This is a genomic window from Phycicoccus sp. Soil748 (genome assembly GCF_001428025.1).
GTDB lineage: Bacteria > Actinomycetota > Actinomycetes > Actinomycetales > Dermatophilaceae > Pedococcus.
In genome coordinates this window covers 178,283-201,763 of the sequence record NZ_LMSC01000012.1, presented here as the reverse complement: position 1 = coordinate 201,763, position 23,481 = coordinate 178,283, and the positions used below count along the sequence as shown (strand labels likewise).

Here is a 23,481-nt window from a genome sequence, read left to right as displayed (position 1 = left end):
GTCCCGTGCCTCCGACCGCCCCTGCGACCCGGCTGGGACCGGTGGCCGGGGTCAGTCGCGGACGGCGGGAGGCAGCTCGTCGTCGAACTCGACCGTGCGCGGGAGGTCGGCGTGCCCGGCGAGCCGGAAGAGGCGCACGACCGCCTTGCGGCGCACGCGGCGTACGTCGGTGACGGCGTCGTTGTGGAAGCGCCGGGCGAGCTGCACCCGGACCCCGGCTCCCTCGACGCGCTGGAGGGCGGCCGCGCCCGCGGCGTCCTCGGCCCTGATCTCGGCAACCACGTCGGGCGTCAGCGCCGCCTGCAGCGCGGCGGTGAGGTCGCTCTCCAGCCCCTCGCGGGCACCGAAGCTCTGCCCCTCGAGCAGGTCGTCCTCGAGCGCGCGCTCGTTGTGGGCCTCGAGGGAGTCCGAGGCCGCGCCCGCGAGCATCAGGGCGGTGGCGGGATCGACTGCACCGGAGTTGGCGAGCTCCAGGGTCGCCTCCGCCCGGCGGACCAGCTGGGCGTCCAGCGCGGACAACGCACCCTCGGCCCGGGTGTGCAGGCGGTCGAGGCGGGCGGCGTTGTAGGAGAGGTACCACGCCACGCCGAGGAGCACGGCCACCCCGACCGCGGCATACGTCAGGAGCTCCATCAGTCCTCACCTCCGCGCCGCGCACCGCGCAGCAGTCGCGTCCACCGCGTGTCGGTCGGGTCGGCCCGCAGGTGGCCGGTGTGGTCGGTGCGCACGTCGTCCATGCCGTGCGTGACCGTCTCGTAGACCGCCATGACGTCCTCGGCCACGACCGACCAGTCGAACACCATCGCGCGCTTGCTGCCGAGTGCGGCCAGGCGCTCGCGCTCGCCGGGGTCGCCGAGCACGCGGAGCAGCTGTCGCGACAGGTCTCCGGGGTCCTCGTTGGTGAACATCGCCCCGCACCGGCCGCCGTCGAGGACCCGGACGAACGCCGCGAGGTCGGAGGCGACCACGGGCGCTCCGGCACTCATGGCCTCGACGAGGACGATGCCAAAGCTCTCGCCGCCGGTGTGCGGGGCGACGTAGGCGTCGACGGACGAGAGCAGGGCCGCCTTCTCCTCGTCGCTGACCATGCCGAGGAACTCGGTGGCAGAGGCGACCGCAGGATCCATCCGCTCGCGGGCAGCCTCGACGTCACCGGGGCCGGCGACGAGCACGCGCGCCCCGGGGTGCCGCGCCAGCACCGCAGGCATCGCGGCCGCCAGCACCGGGAGGCCCTTGCGGGGCTCGTCGATCCGCCCGAGGAAGGCCAGGGTCGGCGCGTCGGTCGTGCCCTGCCAGGCCGGCTCGGGCGCTGCCTCGGCGAAGCGGGCGACGTTGACACCGTTGGGGATCACGACGGCGTCACCGCCGAGGTGGGTGGTGACCGTGCGGCGCGCGTCCTCGGAGACGGCGATGCGGCCGCTGATCTTCTCGAGGCTGGGCCGCAGCAGCGGGTAGGCGGCCTGCATGGCGCGCGAGCGCAGGTTGGACGTGTGGAACGTGGCGACGACCGGGCCGTCGGCGGACCACAGGGCGAGCAGGGCGATCGAGGGGGTCACCGGCTCGTGGATGTGGAGCACGTCGAACTCGCCACGCTCGAGCCAACGCCCGACCCGAGCCGCGGTGACGGGCCCGAAGTTGAGGCGGGCGACGGAGCCGTTGTAGCGGACGGGGACGGCCCGGCCCACCGACTCGACGTAGTCGGGCAGCGGGGTGTCGTCGTCGGCCGGCGCCAGCACCGACGCGTGGTGTCCCTGGGCGAGGAAGTGCTCGGCGAGGTCGCGCACGTGGAACTGCACTCCCCCGGGCACGTCGAAGGAGTAGGGGCAGACGATCCCGATCCTCACGACGCGGCTCCAGCGGACCCCGGGGCCCCCGCGGCCCCAGCGGCCTCGGTCGCCGCCGACCTCGGCTCGAGGTCCTCGAGGAACACCCGCTGCAGCATGTGCCAGTCGGCGGTGTGCTCGACGATGGCCGCCCCGAGGGCATCGGCGCACTGCTGGGTCATGGCCACGGCCTTGGCGCGGGTCGTGCCGGTCGCCGGCACCTCGACGCGGTCGTGGAAGGTGATGACGACGCGGTGCCGCCAGGACCCGGGTACGGGTTCGTAGTGGATGGACACCGGGTGCAGCGCCACCCCGCTGGCGAGCGCGAGGGCGGCGGGGCCGGCGGCCATCTTCGAGCGGTGGCCGCACAGGTCGACCTCGATCCCCCGGGCCGTCAGGTCGCGGTCCGCGAGCAGGGGCATCAGCACCGGCGCGGCCAGGTGCCCGCGCAGCTGGGCGAAGACGTCACCGCCTCCGGTCAGCGGCAGGATCGTCATGCCCAGCGACTCCCGGAACTCCAGGAACTCGGTGAAGACCTCCTCCGGCTCCAGGCGCTCGGCGACGGTGACGACCGGCGCGATCGCCATGGTCCCCCACGCACCGGCGATGTCCCAGTTGCCGAGGTGGCCGAGGAAGCAGACGACGGGACGGCCCGCGGCGAGCTCGGCGCGCACCGGGGCGTCGCCGTGCACGACAACCTGGGCCTCGATGCCGGCCCGGCTGCGGTCGGGCAGCCGGAACGCCTCGCAGTAGTAGCGCATGTAGGACCGCATGCCGGCGCGCACCAGCGCATCGAGGGCTGGGTCGTCCAGCTCGGGACGCACCCGCGCGTAGTTGCTCCGCAGGCGCTGCACCCCCTTGCCCCCTCGGGCGACGGTGAGGTCGGCGACGCGGTCGAAGGCGGCGTACGCGGCGCGCTCGGGCAGGCGCCGTACGGTGGCCCAGCCGAGGCGGAAGCCGCTCACGGCGAGCAGGTCGCCGAGCCGGCTCACTGGGCTGCGGTGAGCGCCTGGCGGCGCACCATGAGCATGCGCTGCACCACAGTGACCAGGCTCGCCACGGCGAGGAGCGCCAGGACGATCGTCAGCACCACCTCGGGCAGGCCGAGGCCGACCAGGCCCGTGGTCACCAGGACGGCGACGAGGCGGTCGGCGCGCTCGGCGATGCCGACGTCCGCGGAGAAGCCGAGCCCCTCCGCGCGCGCCTTGGCGTAGGACACGACGCTGCCGAGGATGAGGCACGCGAGCGCGAGGCCGGCCATGAGGAAGTCGTCGCCGCGGCCGGCGTACCAGAGGACGAGGCCGCCGAAGATGGCCGAGTCGCCGAACCGGTCGAGGGTGGAGTCGAGGTAGGCGCCCCAGCGGCCGGACCGGCCGGACATGCGGGCCATGACGCCGTCGACGGTGTCGGAGAACACGAAGAGCGTGATGACGATCGTGCCCCAGAAGAACTCGTGGCGCGGGTAGAACGCCAAGGCGCCGAAGCACACGCCGAGGGTCCCGACGATGGTCACGACGTCGGGGCTGATCCCCAGCTTGAGGAACAGCCTGGCAACCGGCGTGAAGATGGTCGTGAAGAGGGCACGTGCGTACTTGTTGAGCATGGTGGGGGCAGCCTACTGAGGCTGGGCGGGGATCCCGGGCGCGCACGCCGCGGTGCCGCCGGGAAGGGCGTAGCGGTGGTCGGCGACCCAGGCGTAGACACGGGCAGCCAGCTGCGAGACGCCCGGCAGCGTGAGCAGGTGCCCCAGGGGCCGCCACAGCGGCGCCCCGTGGGTCAGCCCCGCGGCGATGGCGCGGTGCCCCGCCAGGACCGACCCGTCGCGGCGCACGAACTGGGCGGCCTCGATGCAGTCGGCCTCGGTCACCCCGAGGGAGCCGAGGTCGAGCTCCTGCCACGGCCGCACGTCGTAGCGGTCGCGGCGGTCGACCCAGCGCGAGACGAAGCGGGCGCTGGTCGTGCAGAAGCCGCAGTCCCCGTCGAAGATGAGCAGGCCTCGTTCCCTGTCCCTGGCCATGTCCATGGCCGAAGTCTCTCATCCGCGTGGCACCATGACGGCCATGAGGGGGCGTCGCGCAGGGTCGTCGGGCACGCTCGCACCGGCCTCGTCGGGCGCCCTGCCCCAGCCGCGGTCCGGTGAGCTGGGCTCCTACTCCGTGCTGTGGCGCCTCGCGACCACCGCCGCCGTCGTGACGACCGTGTGCCTCGGCACCTGGGTGGGCAACGACCAGTGGTGGCCGTTCGGGCCGATGTCGCAGTACGCGTTCTCGGTCCGCAACGACGGCGTCATCAACTCCCTCACGATGGACGCGCTCACCGTGGACGGCGAGGTGGTCCGGGTGCCGCTGTCCAAGGAGATGATCGGTATCGAGCGCTCCGAGATCGAGGGCCAGGCGCCACGGATCATTGCCGACCCGGCCCTGCTCCAGGACATCGCGGTGCTGCACCGGCGCCGGCTCCCCCTCGAGGCCGCCTACCGGACCATCTGGCTGCGCAACACCTCGACGAACATCCCCACGGGCAACGCCACCACGTCGACCCTCGCCACCTGGCAGGTGCGCGACCCCCTCGACCCGCGCCCCAGCGGCATACCGGGCGGGGAGGACGGCAGGTGAACGCCCTCGAGCGGTTCCTCGTCCCCGCGGTCCCGCTGGCCCGGGTCGCGTGGCTCCGGCACGTGATCTACCCGTTCGTCCTGCTCGATGTCCTGTGGATCGTCACCGACCCGATCCCCCACGGCGACGTGCCACCAAGCCTCTACCGCGGGCTCGTGGTGCGCGACGCCCTGCACCTGCCGGCACCGTCACACACCTACGTGCACGTGCTCCTCGGCGTCATCGTCCTCAGCGCGCTGGTCGCGGCGACCGGCCGCCTGCCTCGCATCGCGGGTTGGGTCTGCGCCGTGGGGATGCTCGACTGGGTGAGCAACGCGTTCGCCTACTCCAAGGTGGACCACGACCACTTCGCCCTCGTGCTGGCGCTGTTCGTGCTGCCCACCGCGGGCCGGGCGCGGGTGGCCGACGTCGACGTGCGCTCGCAGGCCGCCGGCTGGGCGGTCCGCATGGTGCAGGTCGGGGCAGTCTGCATCTACTGGCTGTCGGCCAGCGCGAAGATGCGGTTCGGCGGGTGGGGCTGGGCGAACGGTGCGACCCTCATCTGGGCGCTCACCAGGCGTCCCAACGGGATCGGCCCCTGGGTCGGCTCGCACCCCGCCCTCACGCACGCCCTGCAGTGGGTGGTGCTGGTCGCCGAGTTCTGCTCGCCTGTCCTGCTGTGGCTGCGCGGCCGGGCGCTGTATGCAGGACTCGCCTTCTGGGCCGGGTTCCACCTGAGCACCTACCTCATGCTCAAGATCCACTTCCTGCCGCTGGTCGTGTGCCTGCTCAGCTTCCTGCCGCTGGAGCGGCTCGGGCCGTGGTGGTCTACCCGTCCGTGGGAGCGGCTGCGGTCGCGGAACCGGTCGCGGGGCCGGTCCCGGCTCCTGTCGCGCCTCCCGGGACGGCGGAGGGCCACGCCGCCGCCAGCCGGCTCCGGACGTCCTCCAGCAGCATCGGAAGAGCTTTCGTCTGCCCGATGATGGGCAGGAAGTTCATGTCGCCGCCCCATCGCGGGACGACGTGCTGGTGCAGGTGCGCCTGCACGCCCGCGCCCGCGACGGCGCCCTGGTTCATGCCGATGTTGTAGCCCATGGGCTGGGAGGTCGCGTCGAGTGCGCCGATGGCCTCCTTGGTGAGGCGACCCAGCTCCAGGGTCTCCTCGTCGGTGAGGTCGACGTAGAGCGAGACGTGGCGGTAGGGGCACACCAGGACGTGCCCGGGGTTGTAGGGGAACAGGTTCATCACGACGTAGCAGTGCTCGCCGCGGTGGACGACGAGCCCCTCCGCGTCACCACGCCCGGGGGCCGCGCAGAACGGGCAGCCGTCGCCGGCGTCCTCGCTCGGCCGCTCGCCGGAGATGTAGGCCATGCGGTGCGGGGTCCACAGCCGCTCGAACCCGTCCGGGACGCTCGCGAAGTCGGTGTGCGGCTCGGGTGGGTGGCTCATGCCCCGATCCTATGCAGGGCACGGCGCAGGGGGCCGGGTACGACGTGGTCCCCCCTCGGCAGAATGGGGTGGTGAGCACCCGTACCGAGCCTGCCCGCACCAGCCTGCGTCGAGGCACCCCTGCCGATGCCGAGGACCTTGCCGAGCTCTTCTGGGAGGCGCGCCGCGAGTCGGTGCCGCACATCCCGATGATCGTGCACCCCCGCGAGAGCGTCCTGCCCTTCGTCGAGCACGTGCTGCTGGCCGAGTTCGAGGTCTGGGTGGCCGAGTCGGGCGGCCGGCTGGTCGGGTTCCTGGCCGTGGTCGCTCCGGACGTGCTGGGCCACCTCTACCTCAGGGCCGACCACACCGGCCACGGCCTCGGGATGCGGTTGCTGGACGTCGCCAAGCAACGGTTCCCCGAGGGGCTGCAGCTGTGGGCGTTCGAGAGCAACACCGACGCGCTGCGGTTCTACGAGCGGCACGGTTTCGTGCCCGTCGAGCACACGGACGGCGACAACGAGGAGGGCGCGCCGGACGTGCGCATGGTCTGGCGTCCACGCGGCCGGTCGAGCAGGCGCAGTACCGCTGCTTCCACACACTGAGTGAGCGCGAAGTGTCGGAACCGGGGTCGGTTGCCGACACTTCGCGCTCACTGAGTCGGGGCGGGAGTTGGTGGCACCGACCCCAGACCGCGCTCAGACCTGGGTGCGGGACTCCACTGCGGCCACGACCTCGGCGATCGCGTCCGCCACCGGGACACCGTTCTTCTGCTCGCCGCTGCGGTAGCGGAACGAGACTGCACCGGCGGAGCGGTCCTCCTCGCCGGCGATGAGCGTGAAGGGGACGCGCGACTTGCTGGCGTTGCGGATCTTCTTGGGGAACCGGTCGTCGCTGTCGTCGATCTCGACGCGGATCCCCTTGCGCCGCAGCTGGTCCGCCACGTCGTGCAGGTAGTCGGAGTACTCCTCCGCGACCGGCACCATGAGGACCTGCACCGGGGAGAGCCAGGGCGGGAACGCACCGGCGTAGTGCTCGACGAGCACGCCGAGGAACCGCTCGATGGAGCCGAACTTGGCCGAGTGGATCATCACCGGCTGCTGGCGGGAGCCGTCGGCAGCCTGGTACTCCAGCCCGAACCGCTCGGGCTGGTTGAAGTCGTACTGGATGGTCGACATCTGCCAGGTGCGGCCGATCGCGTCACGGGCCTGGACGGAGATCTTCGGGCCGTAGTAGGCCGCGCCGCCCGGGTCCATGACCAGCTCGAGGCCCGATCCGGTCGCGACGTCACGCAGCACCTCGGTGGCGTGCTCCCACTGCTCGTCGGAGCCGATGAACTTGTCCTTCTTGTCGCCCTCGGTCTCGCGGGTCGACAGCTCGAGGTAGTAGTCGTCCATCCCGAAGTCACGCAGCAGCGACAGCACGAAGTCCAGCAGGTGCTTGATCTCGCCCGGAGCCTGCTCGGCGGTGACGTAGGAGTGCGAGTCGTCCTGCGTCATGCCCCGCACGCGGGTCAGGCCGTGCACCACACCCGACTTCTCGAACCGGTAGACCGAGCCGAACTCGAACAGCCGCAACGGCAGCTCGCGGTAGGAGCGGCCGCGGGAGCGGAAGATGAGGTTGTGCATGGGGCAGTTCATCGCCTTGAGGCGGTACTCGGTGCCCTCGAACTCCATGGCCGGGAACATGGTGTCCGCGTAGTAAGGCAGGTGCCCCGAGGTGTGGAACAGCCCGTCCTTGCTGATGTGGGGGGTCCCGACGTACTGGAAGCCCTCCTCGATGTGCCGACGGCGGACGTAGTCCTCCATCTCCCGCTTGATGACGCCGCCCTTGGGGTGGAACACGGGCAGGCCGGAGCCGAGCTCGTCGGGGAAGCTGAAGAGGTCCTGCTCGGCGCCGATCTTGCGGTGGTCGCGCTTCTCGGCCTCGGCCAGGCGGTCGAGGTAGGCCTTGAGGTCGTCCTTGGTCGCCCAGGCGGTGCCGTAGACGCGCTGCAGCTGGGGGTTCTTCTCCGACCCGCGCCAGTAGGCGGCGGCGCTGCGCATGAGCTTGAAGGCGTTGCCGAGCACCTTGGTGGTGGGCACGTGCGGTCCGCGGCACAGGTCACCCCAGGCCCGGCTGCCGTCGCGCTTGACGTTGTCGTAGATGGTCAGCTGCGCGCCACCCACCTCGACGTCGGCGCCCTCGGCCGCGTCGCCCGCGGAGCCGCCCTTGAGCCCGATCAGCTCGCACTTGTAGGGCTCGTCGGCGAGCTCGGCGAGGGCGTCGGCGTCGCTGATCTCGCGCCGCACGAAGGTCTGGCCCTCGTTGACGATGCGCTGCATGGTCTTCTCGAGGGCCTTGAGGTCCTCGGGCTGGAACGGCTCCTCGGTGTCGAAGTCGTAGTAGAAGCCGTCACGGATGGGCGGGCCGATCCCGAGGCGCGCCTTGGGGTTGAGCTCCTGGACCGCCTGCGCGAGGACGTGGGCGGCGCTGTGCCGCAGCACGTCGAGGCCGTCCTGCTCCTGGGCGGTCACCGGCTCGACGACGTCGCCGTCGGCGACCACGTGGGCCAGGTCGCGCAGCTCGCCGTTGACTCGGGCGACCAGGACCGCGCGGTCACCCTCGAACAGGTCGGCGGCAGTCGTCTGCTCCGGCACCTGTCGCTCGCTCCCGGCGATGGTGACGGTGATCTGGGCAGACACGGTGCGCTCTCCTCGGTTCAGGGGGTGGGACCGGTGACCGGCCCCGTCGGGGTGCCGCACACGGGACCCGTACGCAGCCCTCCGATGCTATCGGCCGCCGCTCGGCGCCCGCGCGCGAGATACGCAGCCCCCTCGGCACGTCCGGCGGCGCCCGGCCGCGCGGTCCCGGCGGCGAGGTTGTAGACAGGGACCATGATCGTCGCCATCGCCGGAGGACACGGACAGATCGCCCTGCTGCTCGAGAAGGAGCTCACCGGGCGCGGCCACGAGGCCGTCGCGCTGGTGCGCAACCCCGACCACGTCCCGGACGTGGAGAAGCAGGGTGCGCGCGCCGCGGTCGTGGACCTCGAGCACACCACCGTCGAGGCGCTCTCGGCCGCGATCGCAGGCGCAGATGCCGTCGTGTTCGCCGCAGGGGCAGGTCCGGACAGCGGCGCGGCGCGCAAGGAGACCGTTGACCGTGGTGCGGCCGTACTGCTTGCCGACGCGGCCGTCGCAGCAGGGGTCGAGCGCTACGTCATGGTCTCGTCGATGGGCGCCGACTCCGCAGACCCCGACTCCGACGACGTGTTCCAGGTCTACCTGCGGGCCAAGGGTGCCGCGGACGCCGACCTGCGGGCCCGCACCGACCTCGCCTGGACCATCGTGCGTCCGGGTCGGCTCACCGACGACCCCGGCACCGGACGCGTGCAGGTGGGCGAGTCCGTCGGGCGCGGCGAGGTGCCCCGGGCCGACGTCGCAGCGCTGCTCGCCGAGCTGCTGAGCTCCGGCGCCGGCCTCCGTGCCCAGCTCGAGGTCGTGAGCGGGTCGGTGCCCCTGGCCGAAGCTGCGGCTGCCCTGCACGACTGAGACCGGACGTGACCGACCACGACAGCGCCGCGGCGGCGTACCGCGCAGTGACGGACCGTCCGGTGCAGCTCATGGCCAGCCGCTTCGACGACCCCGACGTGCAGCAGCTGGTCGCGGAGGTGCAGGCCTACTACGTCACGATCTACGGCGGACCGGACGACTCCCCCATCGACCACGACGAGTTCACCCCGCCGGCCGGTCACTTCGTGCTGGCGCGCGACGACGACGGCCCGGTCGCCACCGGCGGGTGGCGGCTGCGCCCCGACCTCGACGCGTGGTTCGACGCGACAACCGCCGAGGTCAAGCGCATGTATGTCACCCCGCGGGCCCGCCGCCTGGGCATCTCACGGCTGGTGCTCGCCGAGCTCGAGGCGACCGCGGCGGCCGCCGGCGTCACGATGATCGTCCTGGAGACCGGTGTCGTGCAGCAGGACGCCATCGCGCTCTACACCTCCAGCGGCTACGCCCGGACGATCGACTTCGGCCACTACGCCGACTCCGACCTCTCACGCTGCTACGGCAAGCGCCTCCCGGCCACTGGCACTCGCACCGATTGAACGGCCCCGACGCACGCTCCGGCGCACCTCAGGAGGGAAAGCGCCGCCACCGGCCCTCCGACACCACCTCCACGGCGCCGTCGACCACCATGACGGCCGACTCCTCGTCCAGGACGTAGGCCGGGCCAGCGATGTCAGCGGCCCACTTCTCCGCATGCTCCATGGAGTTGCCCGGGAAGAGGTCGAGGTGGGGGAAGATCGAGAAGTCGACGAGCCCCAGCGTGCGGTCGTCAGGCGCGGAGGGCCACTCCACGAAGTAGTCACCGATCCGCGGCGTGGTGACCATGCTGCCCGCGCTCACCCCCACCCAGACGGTGTCGGTGAGGGACGGCAGCAAGGCCTCCAGCCCCGACTGCCGAATCCAGTGGTACAGGTAGGTCGCGTCACCGCCGTCCACCAGCAGCACGTCGGCGTCCAACACCCACGGGACCCAGCGTTCCTCCCCGATGCTGGGCAGCGCGGTGAGCTCGAGGACGCCCAGTGAGGCCCAGCCGAGGCTGCTCATCCCACCCCACGGCGGCAGGCCGCTGACGAAGCCGCGCACCGAGGTCGGGCCGCACATCGGGTGTCCCCACTGCGCCGTGGGGATGCAGAGTGCCTTCGAGTCGGCGATCTCCTTGCCCAGCAGGTCCACGAGGGCGTCGCGGATGCTCTGGTTCGTGATGCCGCCAGAGGTGAGAAGGAGCTTCACCGATGCCTCCCGAGGTCAGTGCGGACTGCGTACGTTGCGTAGACCCTGCCACCTCGCGGAACTCATCGCCTTGGCAGCCGTTGGCGATGCACGACGCATGACCCATCGCCCGCTCAGGAGTTCAGGCGCCTTCCCGACCGACGGAGTAGGTCAGCAGGACGGCCCCGCTGGGGGTCGGCCGCGCTCGGACGAGGTCGAGTCGGCGGACCTGGTCGTCACCGGTGAACAGCCGGCGCCCAGAGAACCCGACGGTGGGCCCCACCACCAGCTGCAGCTCGTCGACGAGCCCGGCCGCCAGGAGCGACTGGGCCAGCTCGATGCTGCCGTGGATGCCGATGTCGCCGCCGGGTCGGGCCTTGAGTCCCTGGACGAACTGCACCACGGGCTCGTGGACCGCCTCCGCGTTGTGCCACGCGGTCGACAGGGGCGAGGAGGTGATGACGTACTTCTGGACACTGTTGATGAAGCGGGTAAAGGGCTGGTCGTCGGCGGTCGGCCAGAACCGCGCCCACTGGTCGTACATGCCCCGACCGAGCAGCACCGTGTCCTGCGCCGCGATGACCCGTTCCTCGTTCTCCACCATGGCCTCGTCGAACTCGGGCACCGCTGTGCGCTCCCCGGGCTGGATGAAGAACCGGTCAGGGTCGTCCACCGCCCCGTCGAGGGACATCAGGGTGTAGAGCACGATCTTGCGCACGGCGGCCTCCGGCAGGTGTGGGTGTGTGTGAAGGCTCTGACCCGGACCGGGAGCAGAACTCATCGCCCGTCACCACGGGCGGCAGTGCGGATCAGCGTATGCCGACGATCCTGCGCCCGGGCTTGCGGATCGGTCCGCTGTCGGTGGGCACGACGGCCCGCTGGCCGTGCACCTGGAGCTCGCGGATGAGGCGCTGGGCGTCGAGCAGCAGCGAGCCGTAGGCCGGCCACGCGCGGGGGTCCTCGAGCTCGGCCTCACGCACCTGGGCACCCAGGTCATCGATGATCTTGCTGGCCGAGCCGAGGTAGTCGGACACGGCCTCGCGTTCGACGTCCTCGGAGCGGCCGAAGTGCGAGATGGCGCCGGCGACCTTGTCGAGGACCTCGGCGTAGCGCTCGAGGAACTGCTGCGTCGGCGAGGGCTGGCTCTCGTCCTCGTCGGCGGCGTCGACCAGGGTGCGGGCGATGCCCGAGACCTGCCACTGGGTGCGGCGGACGGCCTCGACGGCCTGGGCGTATCCCGTCCAGTCGATCTGGAGCCCGCGGAGGTTGTCCCTGGGGTTGAACCGCAGGCTCTCCCGGCCGGTCTCGATCTCGGCCTGGATGTCGGGTGCGAGGTGGATCAGCTCGGTGCTCGTGTCATACCACTCCCGCGCGTCGTCACCGTCCCAGCCCTCGCGCAGCCCGGCCGCGATGTCGTTGAGCAGCTTGCACACCCGCGCCGTCAGGGTCTTGATCTGCTCGCGGGGCTGCTGCACGTGCAGGGGCGCGAGGACGACCGCGTTGGTCAGCACCCCGATGACGCCGCCGGCGAGGGTCTCGACGATGGTGAGGTAGGTGAACTCCATGTCGGTGCCGCCGACCGTGAGCAGCGACAGCAGCACCATGGTCGGCACCTGGATGCCGTGGTCACCGAGTCGACGCCAGCGTGCGATGAGCAGGGCGAGGTAGAGCACCGGCAGCATCGACCACCAGTGCACGCCGACCACCGACCCGACCAGCCACGCGGCACTCATCCCCACGATGACGGCCACGACGCGCTGGGCGCTGGCGCCGATCGAGCGGACCATCGTGCGGTCGACGACGAGGAGGGCGGCCATCGGGGCGTAGAAGGGGTTGGGGCTGTCGAGGACGCGGACGGCGAACTGCCAGGCGAGCACCGTTGCCAGCGCGGCCTTGCCCATGAGCAGGGCTGCGTCGCGCTGGGGACCCGCGTGGCGGAACGCATGACCCGCCGTGCGGACCCACCCGCTCACCTCGTCCAGGACCCGTGCCGGCCAGGACTGCGGCGGGTGTTCGGCGGAGGACTGCATCCCGCCGACGATAGGTGAGCGCCTCCGCGGCGGCAAAAAGCCGCTGCGGAGGCGCTCACGAGCGACTCAGGTATGTAGCTCGAGGACGAGGTGCTCGCGCCGCTCGTCCCGCCCGGACACCAGGCCCGCGACCGCCCGGTGGGGCGAGTCGTGGACCAGGAGCTCGACCGTCGAGGGCAGCAGCACGGGCTTGCGGAACCACACCGACGACGAGGACGGCCCGTCGGCGCGTGGACCGAGCGCCGCCAGGGTCCGCGCTGCGCTCCACATGCCGTGGGCGATGGCGCGGGGGAAGCCCATCGTCCTGGCGGTCAGGGCGTGCAGGTGGATCGGGTTGACGTCCCCGGACACGGCTGCGTACCGGCGCCCCAGGTCCTCCGGCACCCGCAGGAGGCCTGCTGGCGGCCCCCCGGGCATGTCCGGAGCGCCGGCGCCCCCGGCTGGAGCCGCACCCTGCTCGTCCGCCGCACTGCGGCCGCGGCGCAGGTAGGTGCTGCGGCCCTCCCACACCCGCTCGCCAGCCACCTCGACCTCCGTCAGCAGGTCGACGAGCGTGCCCTTGGGGTGCGGGCGGAGGTCGGCGGCGTGCACGACGATGTCGAGCCGGTCGGCAGTGGTCAGCCGTCGGTGGACGGTGATGTGGTTCTCGAGGTGCACGAGCCCCGGCAGCGCCAGGGGGAAGCCGCGGTCGGCCATGAGCGCGACCTGCAGCGGGAACCCGAGGACGTGCGGGTAGGTGTGCGGCAGGACGTCTCCCCCGGTGAACCGGCACAGGTGCTGGTAGTCCAGCAGCCGCCAACGGTCGACCTCGAGGCGGGCCAGCCGCAGGCCGTGGGAGGGTAGCTGGCCACCACGACCCTTCTGCGACAACGCGGCTCGGGCGAACAGCGGTCCGAGGGAGGGCGCGGACGCGACCTCGCGCAGCTCCACCTCAGGCTCCCAGCAGGCTCTGGCCGCAGACCCGGACGACGTTGCCGGTCACTCCGGCGTTGGCGTCCTGGCTGAACCACGCGATGGTCTCCGCGACGTCCACGGGCAGCCCACCCTGGCTCAGCGAGTTGAGCAGGCGACCCACCTCGCGGGTCGCGAACGGCACCTTGGCCGTCATCTCCGTCTCGATGAACCCCGGTGCCACCGCGTTGACCGTGATGCGGCGTCGGCGCAGGTCTTCATCGGTCGACAGGGCGTCGACGAGCCCGATGACGCCCGCCTTGGACGCTGCGTAGTTGGTCTGGCCCCGGTTGCCGGCTATGCCCGCGATCGAGGAGACGAGGACGACGTGGCCGCCGTCGCGGAGCCCACCGTCGGCCAGGAGCACCTCGTTCATGCGCAGGATCGACCCGAGGTTGACGTCGAGCACCGAGGCCCAGCGCGACTCGTCCATGTTGGCGAGGAGCTTGTCGCGAGTGATGCCGGCGTTGTGGACGACGATGTCGAGCCCGCCGTGGCGGGTGGTGGCGTGGTCGAGGATCCGCTGCCCGGCGTCCGGCGCCGTGACGTCGACCTGCAGCGCGGTGCCACCGACGCGGTTGGCCGTGCGCGCCAACGCCTCACCGGCTGCCGGGATGTCCACGCAGACCACGCGGGCACCGTCACGGGCGAGCACCTGGGCGATCGAGGCACCGATACCGCGCGCCGCCCCGGTCACCACGGCGACCTTCCCCGCCAGCGGGAGGCTCCAGTCGGCGGGCTCCGTGGGCGCGCCTGCCCCGACCCGCACCACCTGCCCGTCGACGTAGGCAGCCCGGCCAGAGAGGAGGAACCGCAGGGTGGCGTCGGCATGGTCCTCCGCGCCCCGGGCCACGAGGATCAGGTTGGCCGTCGCCCCGGCACGCAGCTCCTTGCCCACCGACCGGCTGATGCCCTCGAGCGCACGCCGTGCCGCAGCCTGGACAACCGTCGACGCCTCGGCGGGGGCGGCACCGACGAGCACCACGCGACCCGAGGGCCGGAGGGCCTTGACCGCCGGGCCGAGGACATCGCGCACCAGGGACAGGTCGGCCGGCTCACGGACGGCCGTGAGGTCGAGCACGACGGCTCCGACCTTGGCACCCTCCGGCACCGAGGCGACGACCTCGACACCCTCCCCGGTGAGCAGCGCACGCGCGCGAGCCGCCACCGGCGCCTCCGAGAGCCCGGCCACGACGACGGGGCTGTCGACGAGCGGTGCGTCCGCGGAGTACCGGCGCAGCCGCACGGGGCGAGGCAGCCCGAGCTGCGCTGCGAGCCGTGCGCCGACGGCGCTGTTGACGAAACCAGCGTAGGCGCCGGCCATCACGCGGCCTCGAGGATCGCCATGACGCCCTGGCCACCGGCAGCGCAGATCGAGATCAGGCCACGCGCGCCGGATCCCTTCTCGTGCAACGCCTTTGCCAACGAAGCAACGATCCGTCCCCCGGTGGCGGCGAAGGGGTGCCCAGCCGCGAGGGAGGACCCGTTGACGCTGAGGCGACTCCGGTCGAGCGCCCCCACGGGGGCGTCGAGGCCGAGGCGGTCGCGGCAGAACGACTCGCTCTCCCAGGCGGCCAGGGTGCACAGGACCGTGGCCGCGAACGCCTCGTGGATCTCCACCAGGTCGAAGTCCTGCAGCTTCATCCCCTGGCGCTCGAGCAGGTGAGGCAGGGCGTATGCGGGGGCCATCAGCAGGCCCTCGTGACCCGTGACGTAGTCGACGGCCGCGGTCTGCGCGTCGACGACGTGGGCCAGCACCGGCAGGCCGCGCTCGGCGGCCCACTCGTCGCTGCCGAGCAGCACCACGGAGGCGCCGTCGGTGAGCGGGGTGGAGTTGGCAGCCGTCATCGTGGCGTCGTCCCCACGGCCGAAGACCGGCTTGAGCTTGGAGAGCTTGTCGACCGAGGAGTCGGGGCGCAGGTTCTGGTCACGGGTGAGTCCGAGGTAGGGCGTGACCAGGTCGTCGAAGAAGCCGCGGTCGTAGGCGGCGGCGAGGTTGCGGTGGCTCTCGACCGCGAGCTCGTCCTGCGCCTCGCGGGTGACGCCCCACTGCGCCGCCGTCTGGGCCATGTGCTCGCCCATCGACAGGCCCGTCCGCGGCTCGACGTTGCGCGGCACCTCCGGGACGAGCTGGCCGGGACGCAGCCTCGAGACCGCCTTGAGCCGTTGCGCCGGGGTCTTGGCCCGGTTGAGCGACAGCAGCGCCTGGCGCAGGCCCTCGTGGACGGCGATCGGGGCGTCGGACGCGGTGTCGGTGCCCCCCGCGATGCCGGACTCGACCTGGCCGAGGGCGATCTTGTTGGCGACGAGGACTGCCGCCTCCAGCCCGGTGCCGCACGCCTGCTGCACGTCGTACGCCGGGGTGGTGGCGGCGAGGCTGGAGCCCAGGACCGACTCGCGAGTCAGGTTGAAGTCGCGGCTGTGCTTGAGGACCGCGCCGGCAGCCACCTCCCCCACGTGCTCCCCGGCGAGGCCGTGGCGGGCGACGAGCCCCTCGAGTGCCGCGGTGAGCATGTCCTGGTTGGAGGCCTTCGCGTACGCGCCGTTGGCGCGGGCGAAGGGGATGCGGTTGCCGCCGATGACGGCGGCGCGGCGGGGCGCGGTGGTGGCCACGGATGCTCCTGGGGTCGACTCGATTACTGGCTACGGACGGTAGCAGGTACCCCTCGTACCTGCTACGGTCCCGGACGTGGGCACCATCACCGACGGCCGCAGCACCCGCTGGGACGAGCACCGGGCCACCAGGCGACGAGAGCTCGTCGAGGCCACGCTGCGCGCCATCCGCCAGCACGGTGCCGGCGTGGGCATGGACGACATCGCTGCCGTGGCCGGCACCTCGAAGACGGTCTTCTACCGCCACTTCACCGACCGTGCCGGGCTGTACGCCGCGGTGTCCGAGAGCGTGGACGCCCGCATCCTCCGGGACCTCCAGCGGGCCCTCGGCGTGTCGAGTGGTGCGGACCTGGCCGACGTCGACGTCTCCCCCCGGGCCCTCATCGCCGCAGCCATCGACTCCTACCTTCGGCTGGTCGAGCGCGACCCGGAGGTCTACCGCTTCGTCGTCACCGCTCCCCTGCTGGACGCGCCGTCGAGCGGGGACCCGGCGGGCCCGGTGACGAGCCACATCGCAGCACGGTTGGCCACCGTGCTGGACGAGGCGCTGCTGGCCGCCGGCCGCGACCCGCGCGCTGCGAGCGTGTGGGCCGCCGGCCTCGTCGGCATGGTCCGCGCCGCTGCCGACCAGTGGCTCTCCAGCCCGGGACCGATGCCCCGGGAAGAGCTGACCGACCACCTCACCAACCTCGCCTGGAGCGGACTCGCGTCCGCCTGGACCCCGCAGGAGCAACGATGACCGACCTCGCCACCGAGCTGCGCCACGTCCTCGACGGCCGCTGGGCCCACATCCGGGAGGAGGCGCGCACCGACCTGTCCCCCGCTGACTTCGCGGCTCCTCGTGAGGAGCTCACGATGGAGGAGTACCGCGCCCGCGTCGCGGAGCAGGTGCAGAAGATCGCCGCCACCGGCCACCCCGCTCGCGGCTTCGCCCCCGAGGTGGGCGGGAACGGTGACCTGGGTGGGTCGGTCACGGCGTTCGAGATGCTCGGCCACGCCGACCTCTCCGTCATGGTCAAGGCGGGTGTGCACTGGGGCCTGTTCGGGGGCGCGGTGGCGAACCTCGGCACCGCTGCCCACCACGCGGAGTACCTGCCGCGCATCATCGACGCGACGCTCCCCGGCTGCTTCGCGATGACCGAGACCGGGCACGGCTCGGACGTCCAGTCGCTCGGCACGACCGCGACGTACGACCCCGAGACCGACGAGCTGGTCGTGCACACGCCGGACCTGCGCAGCCGCAAGGACTACATCGGCGGCGCGGCCAGGGACGGGCGCCTCGCGGCGGTGTTCGCCCAGCTGGTGACCGGCGGGGAGAGCCATGGCGTGCACTGCGTCCTCGTAACCATCCGTGACGAGGAGGGCGCCCCGATGCCGGGCGTCACGATCGGCGACTGCGGCGCGAAGGCGGGGCTGGCGGGCGTCGACAACGGGCGGCTGTCGTTCGACCACGTCCGGGTGCCGCGGACCAACCTGCTGGGCCGCTACGGCAACCTTGACGACCAGGGCCGCTACACCTCCCCCATCGACAACCCGACCCGTCGGTTCTTCACGATGCTCGGCACGCTCGTCCGCGGGCGGGTGAGCGTCGCCGGAGCGGCCGGCTCCGCCACCCGTACCGCGCTGGCCCTGGCCGTCACGTATGCCGGGCACCGGCGCCAGTTCGCGCCGCCCGGGACCGACGAGGAGGTCGTGCTGCTGGACTACCGCACCCACCAGCGCAAGCTGCTGCCGGCGCTCGCGCGCTCCTACGCACTGCAGCTGGCCCAGAACGATCTGGTCTCGCTGATGCACGACGTCCAGACCCAGGGCGACGACGCCGACGAGCACCGCCAGCGCGAGCTCGAGGCGCGCGCTGCCGGCATCAAGGCGGTCGCCACGACTCACGCCACCACGACGATCCAGATGTGCCGTGAGGCCTGCGGCGGCGCGGGATACCTTGCGGTCAACCGGCTCCCGTCGCTCAAGGCCGACACCGACGTGTTCACGACGTTCGAGGGCGACAACACCGTCCTGCTGCAGCTCGTCGCCAAGGGGCTGCTGACCGACTACCGCGACACCTTCGGCAACCTCGACACGCTCGGCATGGTGCGGTTCGGGGCGCGACAGCTGACCGGCGTGGTCATCGAGCGGACCGCGGCACGTGGCCTCGTCCAGCGGCTCATCGCGGCGGCACCGGGGCGCGACAGCGAGAAGGGACCGACCGACCGCGGGTGGCAGCTCGACCTGTTCGAGGACCGAGAGAAGCACCTGCTCGAGACGCTCGCGCGTCGGCTGCGGGCAGCCGGCAAGCCGGGCGCCGACGCCTTCGCCGTGTTCAACGACGCCCAGGACCACGTCGTCGAGGCGGCCCGGGCCCACGTGGACCGGACCGTCCTCGAGGCGTTCGTGGCGGCCATCGACGAATGCACCGACCAGGCGGCCGCGGCGATGCTCGGCACCGTGTGCGACCTCTACGCGCTGTCGACGATCGAGGCCGAGAAGGGCTGGTACCTCGAGCACGGCCGGATCACCCCGGCCCGCAGCAAGCAGGTCACCGCGGCGGTCAACGACCTCTGCGCCGTCCTGCGCCCACACGCGCAGACACTCGTCGATGCGTTCGGCATCCCGCAGGAGTGGCTGGGCACCGAGCTACTCGAGCCCGTGGCCTGAGTCCCCTCGCACTGCAACCCTGAGCACCGCGGCCCTGAAACCCCGAGTTCCTCAGCCGCGCAACAAGGTCCGACCGTCGTCGGTGACCGTCCAGAACGGGTTGTGGGCGACCTCCCACGGGTGGCCATCCGGGTCGACGAAGATGCCCGAGTAGCCGCCCCAAGCCGTCTCGGCACCGGCACGCCCGATGGTGGCGCCGGCGGCGCGCGCCTCCTCGAGCAGCGCGTCCACCTCGCCCGGGCCGCCGACGTTGAGGGCGAGCGTCACCCCGCCCCACCCCCCGGAGTCGGTGACCACCGAGTCCTCGGCCAGCGACGCCCGGTCCCACAGGGCGACGACCAGGCCGCCGCACTGGTAGAACGCGACCTCCTCGTCCTCGTTGCCGCGCTGCCAACCCAGGGCCGAGTAGAACGCCTCGGCGCGCGCGAGGTCGCGCACGCCGAGGGTGACCAGCGAGAGCCGCTGGTCCATCAGCCCTGCCACCAGGGGCGCAGCGGCAGGCCGGCCGCGCCCTTGTCGCCGAGCTTGACTGCCAGCACCTGGTGCAGCTGCACGACGTTGCGCTCGAACCCGAGCTGCGACCCGGCCATGTAGAGGCCCCACACCCGCGCTGTGGCCTCGCCGACCTCGGCGACGCACGCGTCCCAGTTGTCGCGCAGGTTGTCGCACCAGCCGGAGAGCGTGCGGGCGTAGTGCTCGCGCAGGTTCTCCTCGTGGCGCACCTCCATGCCGATGTCCTGGATGGCGCTGATGATCGCGCCCGACCCGGTCAGCTCGCCGTCGGGGAAGACGTAGCGGTCGATGAAGGCGCCGGTCGAGGTGCGCTTGTTGTCGGGCCGGGTGATGCAGTGGTTGAGCAGCAGGCCCCCCTCACGCAGCTTGGACTCGATGAACCGGAAGTACGACGGGTAGTTGCGGACGCCGATGTGCTCGGTGAGCCCGATCGAGGACACCGCGTCGAACCCGGTCTCGGTGATGTCGCGGTAGTCCGAGTGCCGGACCTCCGCGAGGTGCGACAGTCCCTCGCGCTCGATGGCGTCGCGCGCCCAGGACGCCTGCTCCGCCGACAGCGTCGCGCCGATGACGTGGACGCCCCGGCGGGCGGCGTAGCGGACCATGCCACCCCAGCCGCAGCCGATGTCGAGCAGCCGGTCGCCCTCCTTGAGCCGCAGCTTGTCGAAGACCAGGCGGTACTTGTACTCCTGCGCCTCCTCCAGCGTCGCCGACTCCGTCGGGTAGGCCGCACACGTGTAGGTCATCGACGGGCCCAGCACCTTCTCGTAGAAGGCGTTGGAGACGTCGTAGTGGTGGTGGATGGCCTCGGCGTCGCGGGTGCGCGTGTGGCGCAGTCCCTCGGCCACCCGGCGCCAGCGCGGGAGCGTCTCCTGCGGCGGGGGCGGCGGCGGCTTGAGCAGCTCGATGCCGAGCGAACGGGCAATGGTGGCAGCGGTCTTCGCGGACGGGACCTGGAAGTGCAACTCGCCCAGCGCCGCGAGCAGCGGGTAGGGGTCGCCGGGGTGCACACCGACCAGCTCGAGGTCGCCCGCGACGTAGGCGCGCGCCATACCGAGGTCGCCGGGAGCGGTCGCGAGGTAGCTGGCCCCGCGCGGGGTGCGCAGGTGCAGGCCGAACTCGGCGTCGTCGGGACCTGTGCGGGAGCCGTCGTACGCGCTGAAGCGCAGGGGCACCTCGCCCCTGGTCACGGCGTCGAGGATCTCGGCCATCGACAACCTGGTGCCGGCGTCGGGATGGTTGCTCTTGAGGATCGTCACTTGCGTCGCACCGCCTTGGAGTAGAGATCGAGCAGTCGGGAACCGGGGTCGTAGCGGCGCTTGAGGTCGGCGTAGGTGTCGCCGCCGTAGAGCCGCCAGAACTCGTCCTCGCTGTAGTACGCGTCGGAGTAGAGGGACTTGTGGCCGTCGAGCCGGGTGACCTCTGCCTCGACGAGCCGGTTGGTCGCGCCCGGGTCTGCCGGGTCGCGGGGGACGCTGGACCAGAAGCCCACGTTGACGTAGGTCTCCCCCGGTCGCAGCGGGTAGAGGGGCCACCGGTCGTGGCTGCGCACGGGGCACAGCCAGATCGGCTCGATGGGCACCTCGCGCAGGAACCAGTGCAGGAACTCGGCGGTGCGCCCGAGCGGCACCTCGATGTCCTGGACCACGCGCTCGCGCGGCGGTCGCCCCTTGCGGGCCTCGAGCCGGTCGGCGACGTCGAAACGGTGGTCGAGCGCGATCAGCTTCCAGTAGAAGGCACTTCGCCGGTAGCGGCGCGGCCAGAAGCGACGGACCCAGGGGTTCTGGGCCCCGAAGGCGCGGCTGCACCAGAACCAGTCGGTGTCCCAGCGCCAGAGGTAGTCGTGGGTGGCGAGGAGGTCGGTGCGCGGCGAGGGCCCGTCGTGCTGCAGTGACCGGTAGTAGACGTCCATGCCGGTGTAGTCGCTGGTCGGACCGGTCAGCGGCGACTTGGTGCCGAGGGTGAGGTAGGCCTCGGTCGCCGAGAAGACCACGCCGTCGAGGTAGTCCACCGGCGTGCCGTCGTGCTGCGACGTCTCGGCGATAACGCCCATCGTGGCCACGAGCTCGTCGAGGTCGTGGAAGCGCAGGTGCCGCAACGCGACTGCGGGATCGACCTCCTCCAGCGCGATGCGCAGCCGGGTGGCGTAGCCGAGGGTGCCGTAGGAGTTGGGGAAGCCGTGGAACAGGTCGGCGTGCTCGCCCTCCGGCCGGGCCGTGACGATCTCGCCGGAGCCGGTGAGGATGTCCATCTCGAGGACGGACTCGTGGGGAAGGCCGTTGCGGAACGACGTCGACTCGATGCCGAGCCCGGTGACGGCGCCGCCAAGGGTGATCGTCTTCAGCTGCGGGACGACCAGCGGCGCCAGGCCGTGGGGCAGTGTGGCGTCGACGAGGTCCTCGTAGGTGCACATGCCCTGGACGTCGGCGGTGCGCGCGTCGGGGTCGACGTCGATGACGCCGGTCAGCCCCGAGACGTCCAGCCCGGGGGCGTCGGTCTTCGCGCGGGCCCGGAAGAGGTTGGAGGTCTTCTTCGCCAGCCGCACCGGAACGTGCGCGGGTATGGCGCGGTAGCTGGCGGCCAGCCTGGCCACCGCCTGCTCGTGGGCTGCGAGCCGCCCCTCCCGGGGGGTCGCCTGTCGCGCGGTCCCTGCCGCCGTGGAGTCAGCCACAACCGGACCCTATGCCGCCGTCGTCGGGGTCGTCACGCGGGTTCCCGCCTCGTGGTCACCGGGTCACCGACACGCACCCGGCCACCGGTCGCGACGTCCGCGTAGACACCGGGGCAGTCGCGCGCCGTACCCGTCACCGCGAGCTCGACGTCCCCCACGTGCAGGCGCGACCCGATGGCCGCGACCAGGTCGGCCGCGGGCAGCGACACGACGAGGTTGGCGCGCGTGTCGGGACGGGTCTCCCCAGCCGCGACGACATGGACCGGCGCCTTCTTGCGTCGGTCGCCCTCGAGTCCGTCGACCTCGACGAGCGACTCGGCGTGGTCGTGGCCGGGCTCGCCCTTGACCGGGTAGGTGTGGATCTCCAGCAGCTCGGCCACGCTCACCCCCCTGCCGGCGCGGAGTCGAGGGCCGTGCGGATCGCAGCGACGAGCCGCTCGGCCGACTCGCGCGTCAGCTCGACGGCGAGGCGCGCGCCCGGTCCGCGCGAGGGGTCGGACAGGTCGATGTTGAGGCTGTGCTCGGCCATGACGTGGACCGGGTGGTCGTAGTAGACCGTGGCGTCGGTGACGTGGAACCACTGGCCCCCCGGGCCCTTGGCGCTCGCGTCCACGCACTCGGTGACGGTGGCGTAGGTGCACATCTCAGGCCTCCGGGGACGGCACGGACAGGTGGGTCGCGAAGAAGTCGCCGATGCGCTCCCAGCCGTCGTTGGCCGCCGCGACGCGGTAGGACGGGCGGTCGGTGGCGAAGAAGGCGTGGCCTGCGCCGTCGTAGGAGTGCAGCTCGTGCGGCTTGCCCAGCCGGGTCAGGATCTCCTCCAGCTCGGCCACGTGCTCAGGGCTCGGGGTCTTGTCCTCCACCCCGAAGAGCCCGAGCAGCGGCGCCGCCAGGTCGGGCAGCTCGTCGACGAGGTTGGTCACGCGCAACGGGAAACCCTCCGGCGGCTGTCCGGTCACGAACGCGCCGTAGCAGTCGACCGCGGCGTCGAGGTCCGTACGGCAGGCGGCCAGCACGCTCTGGCGGCCGCCGGAGCAGTAGCCGATGACGCCGACGCGCCCGTTGCTGCTCGGGAGCGAGCGCAGGTACGCGGCCGCGCCTGAGACGTCCCCCACGAGCCGCGCGTCGGGCACACCGCCAGCGGCGCGCACCGTGGCTGCCGCGTCGTCGGGTGCCGCACCGGGCGCCTCCCGCCAGTACAGGTTGGGGCAGATCGCGTCGTACCCCATCTCGGCGAAGCGGCGCACGATCTCCTTGGTGGCGCGGTCGTAGCCGGGCATGTGGTGGATGACGACGACACCACCGCGGGGGCCGTGACCGTCGGGGCGCGCGAGGTAGGCCTCCACCTCGTCACCACCGTCGCCCGTGATCCGGATCGTCGTCGCACGCAGGGAGTCACTCACCCTTCGGATGCTATGCCTGCGCCTCCCGGCGGGTTCGGCGGCC

Annotated in this window: 25 protein-coding genes; 6 read left to right on the top strand and 19 right to left on the bottom strand. The window is 72.0% G+C overall.

Annotated features, from left to right (window positions below; all coding sequences use genetic code 11):
* Positions 1 to 51: 51 nt before the first annotated feature.
* From ASG70_RS17190 to ASG70_RS17170, 5 genes are read right to left on the bottom strand one after another with little or no spacing between them, the layout of a single operon-like run.
* Positions 52 to 633, bottom strand: a complete 582-nt coding sequence (locus ASG70_RS17190; RefSeq protein ID WP_056885056.1) for a hypothetical protein — start codon at positions 631 to 633, stop codon at positions 52 to 54.
* Positions 633 to 1,844, bottom strand: coding sequence for a glycosyltransferase family 4 protein (locus ASG70_RS17185; RefSeq protein ID WP_056885055.1), 1,212 nt, complete (start codon positions 1,842 to 1,844; stop codon positions 633 to 635). Before ASG70_RS17185 ends, ASG70_RS17190 begins: the two co-directional genes overlap by 1 nt.
* Positions 1,841 to 2,815: a phosphatidylinositol mannoside acyltransferase gene (locus tag ASG70_RS17180; RefSeq protein ID WP_056885054.1), complete on the bottom strand. Its 975-nt coding sequence runs from the start codon at positions 2,813 to 2,815 to the stop codon at positions 1,841 to 1,843. The genes ASG70_RS17185 and ASG70_RS17180 overlap by 4 nt, the downstream gene beginning before the upstream one ends.
* Positions 2,812 to 3,426 carry a phosphatidylinositol phosphate synthase gene (gene pgsA, locus ASG70_RS17175; protein ID WP_056885053.1) on the bottom strand — a complete coding sequence of 205 codons (615 nt, stop codon included), beginning with the start codon at positions 3,424 to 3,426 and terminating at the stop codon, positions 2,812 to 2,814. Before pgsA ends, ASG70_RS17180 begins: the two co-directional genes overlap by 4 nt.
* A 12-nt stretch (positions 3,427 to 3,438) precedes the next feature.
* Positions 3,439 to 3,846 (bottom strand): thiol-disulfide oxidoreductase DCC family protein, encoded by a 408-nt coding sequence (locus ASG70_RS17170; protein WP_200949324.1) that lies wholly within the window; start codon positions 3,844 to 3,846, stop codon positions 3,439 to 3,441.
* Between the two features lie 37 nt (positions 3,847 to 3,883).
* Between ASG70_RS17170 and ASG70_RS17165 the strand changes: the two genes are divergently transcribed.
* Complete coding sequence (locus ASG70_RS17165) at positions 3,884 to 4,438, top strand: hypothetical protein (RefSeq protein ID WP_156400074.1); 555 nt, start codon at positions 3,884 to 3,886, stop codon at positions 4,436 to 4,438.
* A gap of 807 nt (positions 4,439 to 5,245) precedes the next feature.
* Here ASG70_RS17165 and ASG70_RS17155 read toward each other — a convergent pair.
* Positions 5,246 to 5,866, bottom strand: coding sequence for an HIT domain-containing protein (locus ASG70_RS17155; protein WP_082590966.1), 621 nt, complete (start codon positions 5,864 to 5,866; stop codon positions 5,246 to 5,248).
* Between the two features lie 71 nt (positions 5,867 to 5,937).
* On the opposite strand from ASG70_RS17155, the gene ASG70_RS17150 reads away from it, so the two are divergent.
* A complete protein-coding gene (locus ASG70_RS17150) occupies positions 5,938 to 6,450 on the top strand; it encodes a GNAT family N-acetyltransferase (RefSeq protein WP_162253937.1) in 513 nt (170 codons plus the stop codon).
* A 93-nt stretch (positions 6,451 to 6,543) separates the two neighbouring features.
* Here the strand turns inward: ASG70_RS17150 and thrS are convergent, their stop codons facing one another.
* On the bottom strand, positions 6,544 to 8,529 hold the full coding sequence (gene thrS / locus ASG70_RS17145; protein ID WP_056885050.1) for a threonine--tRNA ligase: 1,986 nt from the start codon (positions 8,527 to 8,529) through the stop codon (positions 6,544 to 6,546).
* A gap of 192 nt (positions 8,530 to 8,721) precedes the next feature.
* On the opposite strand from thrS, the gene ASG70_RS17140 reads away from it, so the two are divergent.
* On the top strand, positions 8,722 to 9,378 hold the full coding sequence (locus ASG70_RS17140) for an NAD(P)-binding oxidoreductase (protein WP_056885049.1): 657 nt from the start codon (positions 8,722 to 8,724) through the stop codon (positions 9,376 to 9,378).
* A gap of 8 nt (positions 9,379 to 9,386) precedes the next feature.
* Entirely contained in the window at positions 9,387 to 9,935 is a 549-nt protein-coding gene (locus ASG70_RS17135) for a GNAT family N-acetyltransferase (RefSeq protein WP_235531560.1), read from the top strand.
* Between the two features lie 28 nt (positions 9,936 to 9,963).
* On the opposite strand, the gene ASG70_RS17130 is transcribed toward ASG70_RS17135, so the two are convergent.
* The 6 genes from ASG70_RS17130 to ASG70_RS17105 form a co-directional block, all read right to left on the bottom strand.
* Positions 9,964 to 10,626 (bottom strand): Type 1 glutamine amidotransferase-like domain-containing protein, encoded by a 663-nt coding sequence (locus tag ASG70_RS17130; RefSeq protein ID WP_056885048.1) that lies wholly within the window; start codon positions 10,624 to 10,626, stop codon positions 9,964 to 9,966.
* Positions 10,627 to 10,747: 121 nt separating this feature from the next.
* Entirely contained in the window at positions 10,748 to 11,323 is a 576-nt protein-coding gene (locus ASG70_RS17125; protein ID WP_056885047.1) for a dihydrofolate reductase family protein, read from the bottom strand.
* 91 nt (positions 11,324 to 11,414) lie between these two features.
* Positions 11,415 to 12,635: an aromatic acid exporter family protein gene (locus ASG70_RS17120; protein WP_056885046.1), complete on the bottom strand. Its 1,221-nt coding sequence runs from the start codon at positions 12,633 to 12,635 to the stop codon at positions 11,415 to 11,417.
* 66 nt (positions 12,636 to 12,701) lie between these two features.
* Positions 12,702 to 13,565 (bottom strand): MaoC family dehydratase, encoded by an 864-nt coding sequence (locus ASG70_RS17115; RefSeq protein ID WP_056885045.1) that lies wholly within the window; start codon positions 13,563 to 13,565, stop codon positions 12,702 to 12,704.
* Between the two features lies 1 nt (position 13,566).
* A complete protein-coding gene (locus ASG70_RS17110; RefSeq protein WP_056885334.1) occupies positions 13,567 to 14,910 on the bottom strand; it encodes a 3-oxoacyl-ACP reductase in 1,344 nt (447 codons plus the stop codon).
* Complete coding sequence (locus tag ASG70_RS17105; protein WP_056885044.1) at positions 14,910 to 16,199, bottom strand: acetyl-CoA C-acetyltransferase; 1,290 nt, start codon at positions 16,197 to 16,199, stop codon at positions 14,910 to 14,912. The genes ASG70_RS17110 and ASG70_RS17105 overlap by 1 nt, the downstream gene beginning before the upstream one ends.
* A 76-nt stretch (positions 16,200 to 16,275) precedes the next feature.
* On the opposite strand from ASG70_RS17105, the gene ASG70_RS17100 reads away from it, so the two are divergent.
* Positions 16,276 to 16,938: a TetR/AcrR family transcriptional regulator gene (locus ASG70_RS17100; RefSeq protein WP_056885043.1), complete on the top strand. Its 663-nt coding sequence runs from the start codon at positions 16,276 to 16,278 to the stop codon at positions 16,936 to 16,938.
* Positions 16,935 to 18,851, top strand: coding sequence for an acyl-CoA dehydrogenase (locus tag ASG70_RS17095; RefSeq protein WP_056885042.1), 1,917 nt, complete (start codon positions 16,935 to 16,937; stop codon positions 18,849 to 18,851). The genes ASG70_RS17100 and ASG70_RS17095 overlap by 4 nt, the downstream gene beginning before the upstream one ends.
* A gap of 51 nt (positions 18,852 to 18,902) precedes the next feature.
* Here the strand turns inward: ASG70_RS17095 and ASG70_RS17090 are convergent, their stop codons facing one another.
* Genes ASG70_RS17090 through ASG70_RS17065 form a run of 6 tightly spaced genes read right to left on the bottom strand, consistent with a single transcriptional unit; the run spans position 18,903 to position 23,438 of the window.
* Positions 18,903 to 19,322, bottom strand: coding sequence for a VOC family protein (locus ASG70_RS17090; protein ID WP_056885041.1), 420 nt, complete (start codon positions 19,320 to 19,322; stop codon positions 18,903 to 18,905).
* Complete coding sequence (locus ASG70_RS17085; RefSeq protein ID WP_235531559.1) at positions 19,322 to 20,623, bottom strand: class I SAM-dependent methyltransferase; 1,302 nt, start codon at positions 20,621 to 20,623, stop codon at positions 19,322 to 19,324. The genes ASG70_RS17090 and ASG70_RS17085 overlap by 1 nt, the downstream gene beginning before the upstream one ends.
* Positions 20,620 to 22,035 carry an FAD-binding oxidoreductase gene (locus tag ASG70_RS17080; protein ID WP_056885040.1) on the bottom strand — a complete coding sequence of 472 codons (1,416 nt, stop codon included), beginning with the start codon at positions 22,033 to 22,035 and terminating at the stop codon, positions 20,620 to 20,622. The genes ASG70_RS17085 and ASG70_RS17080 overlap by 4 nt, the downstream gene beginning before the upstream one ends.
* A 32-nt stretch (positions 22,036 to 22,067) precedes the next feature.
* The gene (locus ASG70_RS17075; protein ID WP_056885039.1) at positions 22,068 to 22,415 is read right to left on the bottom strand and encodes an MOSC domain-containing protein; all 348 of its coding nucleotides are present in this window, start codon (positions 22,413 to 22,415) and stop codon (positions 22,068 to 22,070) included.
* A 2-nt stretch (positions 22,416 to 22,417) separates the two neighbouring features.
* Positions 22,418 to 22,678, bottom strand: coding sequence for a DUF6295 family protein (locus ASG70_RS17070; RefSeq protein ID WP_056885038.1), 261 nt, complete (start codon positions 22,676 to 22,678; stop codon positions 22,418 to 22,420).
* Between the two features lies 1 nt (position 22,679).
* On the bottom strand, positions 22,680 to 23,438 hold the full coding sequence (locus ASG70_RS17065; RefSeq protein WP_056885037.1) for a dienelactone hydrolase family protein: 759 nt from the start codon (positions 23,436 to 23,438) through the stop codon (positions 22,680 to 22,682).
* Between the last annotated feature and the right edge of the window lie 43 nt (positions 23,439 to 23,481).

Coding starts and splice junctions, on each gene's coding strand:
- ASG70_RS17190 (WP_056885056.1), bottom strand. CDS start 633: ATGGAGCTCCTGACGTATGCCGCGGTCGGGGTGGCCGTGCTCCTCGGC.
- pgsA (WP_056885053.1), bottom strand. CDS start 3,426: ATGCTCAACAAGTACGCACGTGCCCTCTTCACGACCATCTTCACGCCG.
- ASG70_RS17170 (WP_200949324.1), bottom strand. CDS start 3,846: ATGGACATGGCCAGGGACAGGGAACGAGGCCTGCTCATCTTCGACGGG.
- ASG70_RS17165 (WP_156400074.1), top strand. CDS start 3,884: ATGAGGGGGCGTCGCGCAGGGTCGTCGGGCACGCTCGCACCGGCCTCG.
- ASG70_RS17155 (WP_082590966.1), bottom strand. CDS start 5,866: ATGAGCCACCCACCCGAGCCGCACACCGACTTCGCGAGCGTCCCGGAC.
- ASG70_RS17140 (WP_056885049.1), top strand. CDS start 8,722: ATGATCGTCGCCATCGCCGGAGGACACGGACAGATCGCCCTGCTGCTC.
- ASG70_RS17120 (WP_056885046.1), bottom strand. CDS start 12,635: ATGCAGTCCTCCGCCGAACACCCGCCGCAGTCCTGGCCGGCACGGGTC.
- ASG70_RS17110 (WP_056885334.1), bottom strand. CDS start 14,910: ATGGCCGGCGCCTACGCTGGTTTCGTCAACAGCGCCGTCGGCGCACGG.
- ASG70_RS17095 (WP_056885042.1), top strand. CDS start 16,935: ATGACCGACCTCGCCACCGAGCTGCGCCACGTCCTCGACGGCCGCTGG.
- ASG70_RS17090 (WP_056885041.1), bottom strand. CDS start 19,322: ATGGACCAGCGGCTCTCGCTGGTCACCCTCGGCGTGCGCGACCTCGCG.
- ASG70_RS17070 (WP_056885038.1), bottom strand. CDS start 22,678: ATGTGCACCTACGCCACCGTCACCGAGTGCGTGGACGCGAGCGCCAAG.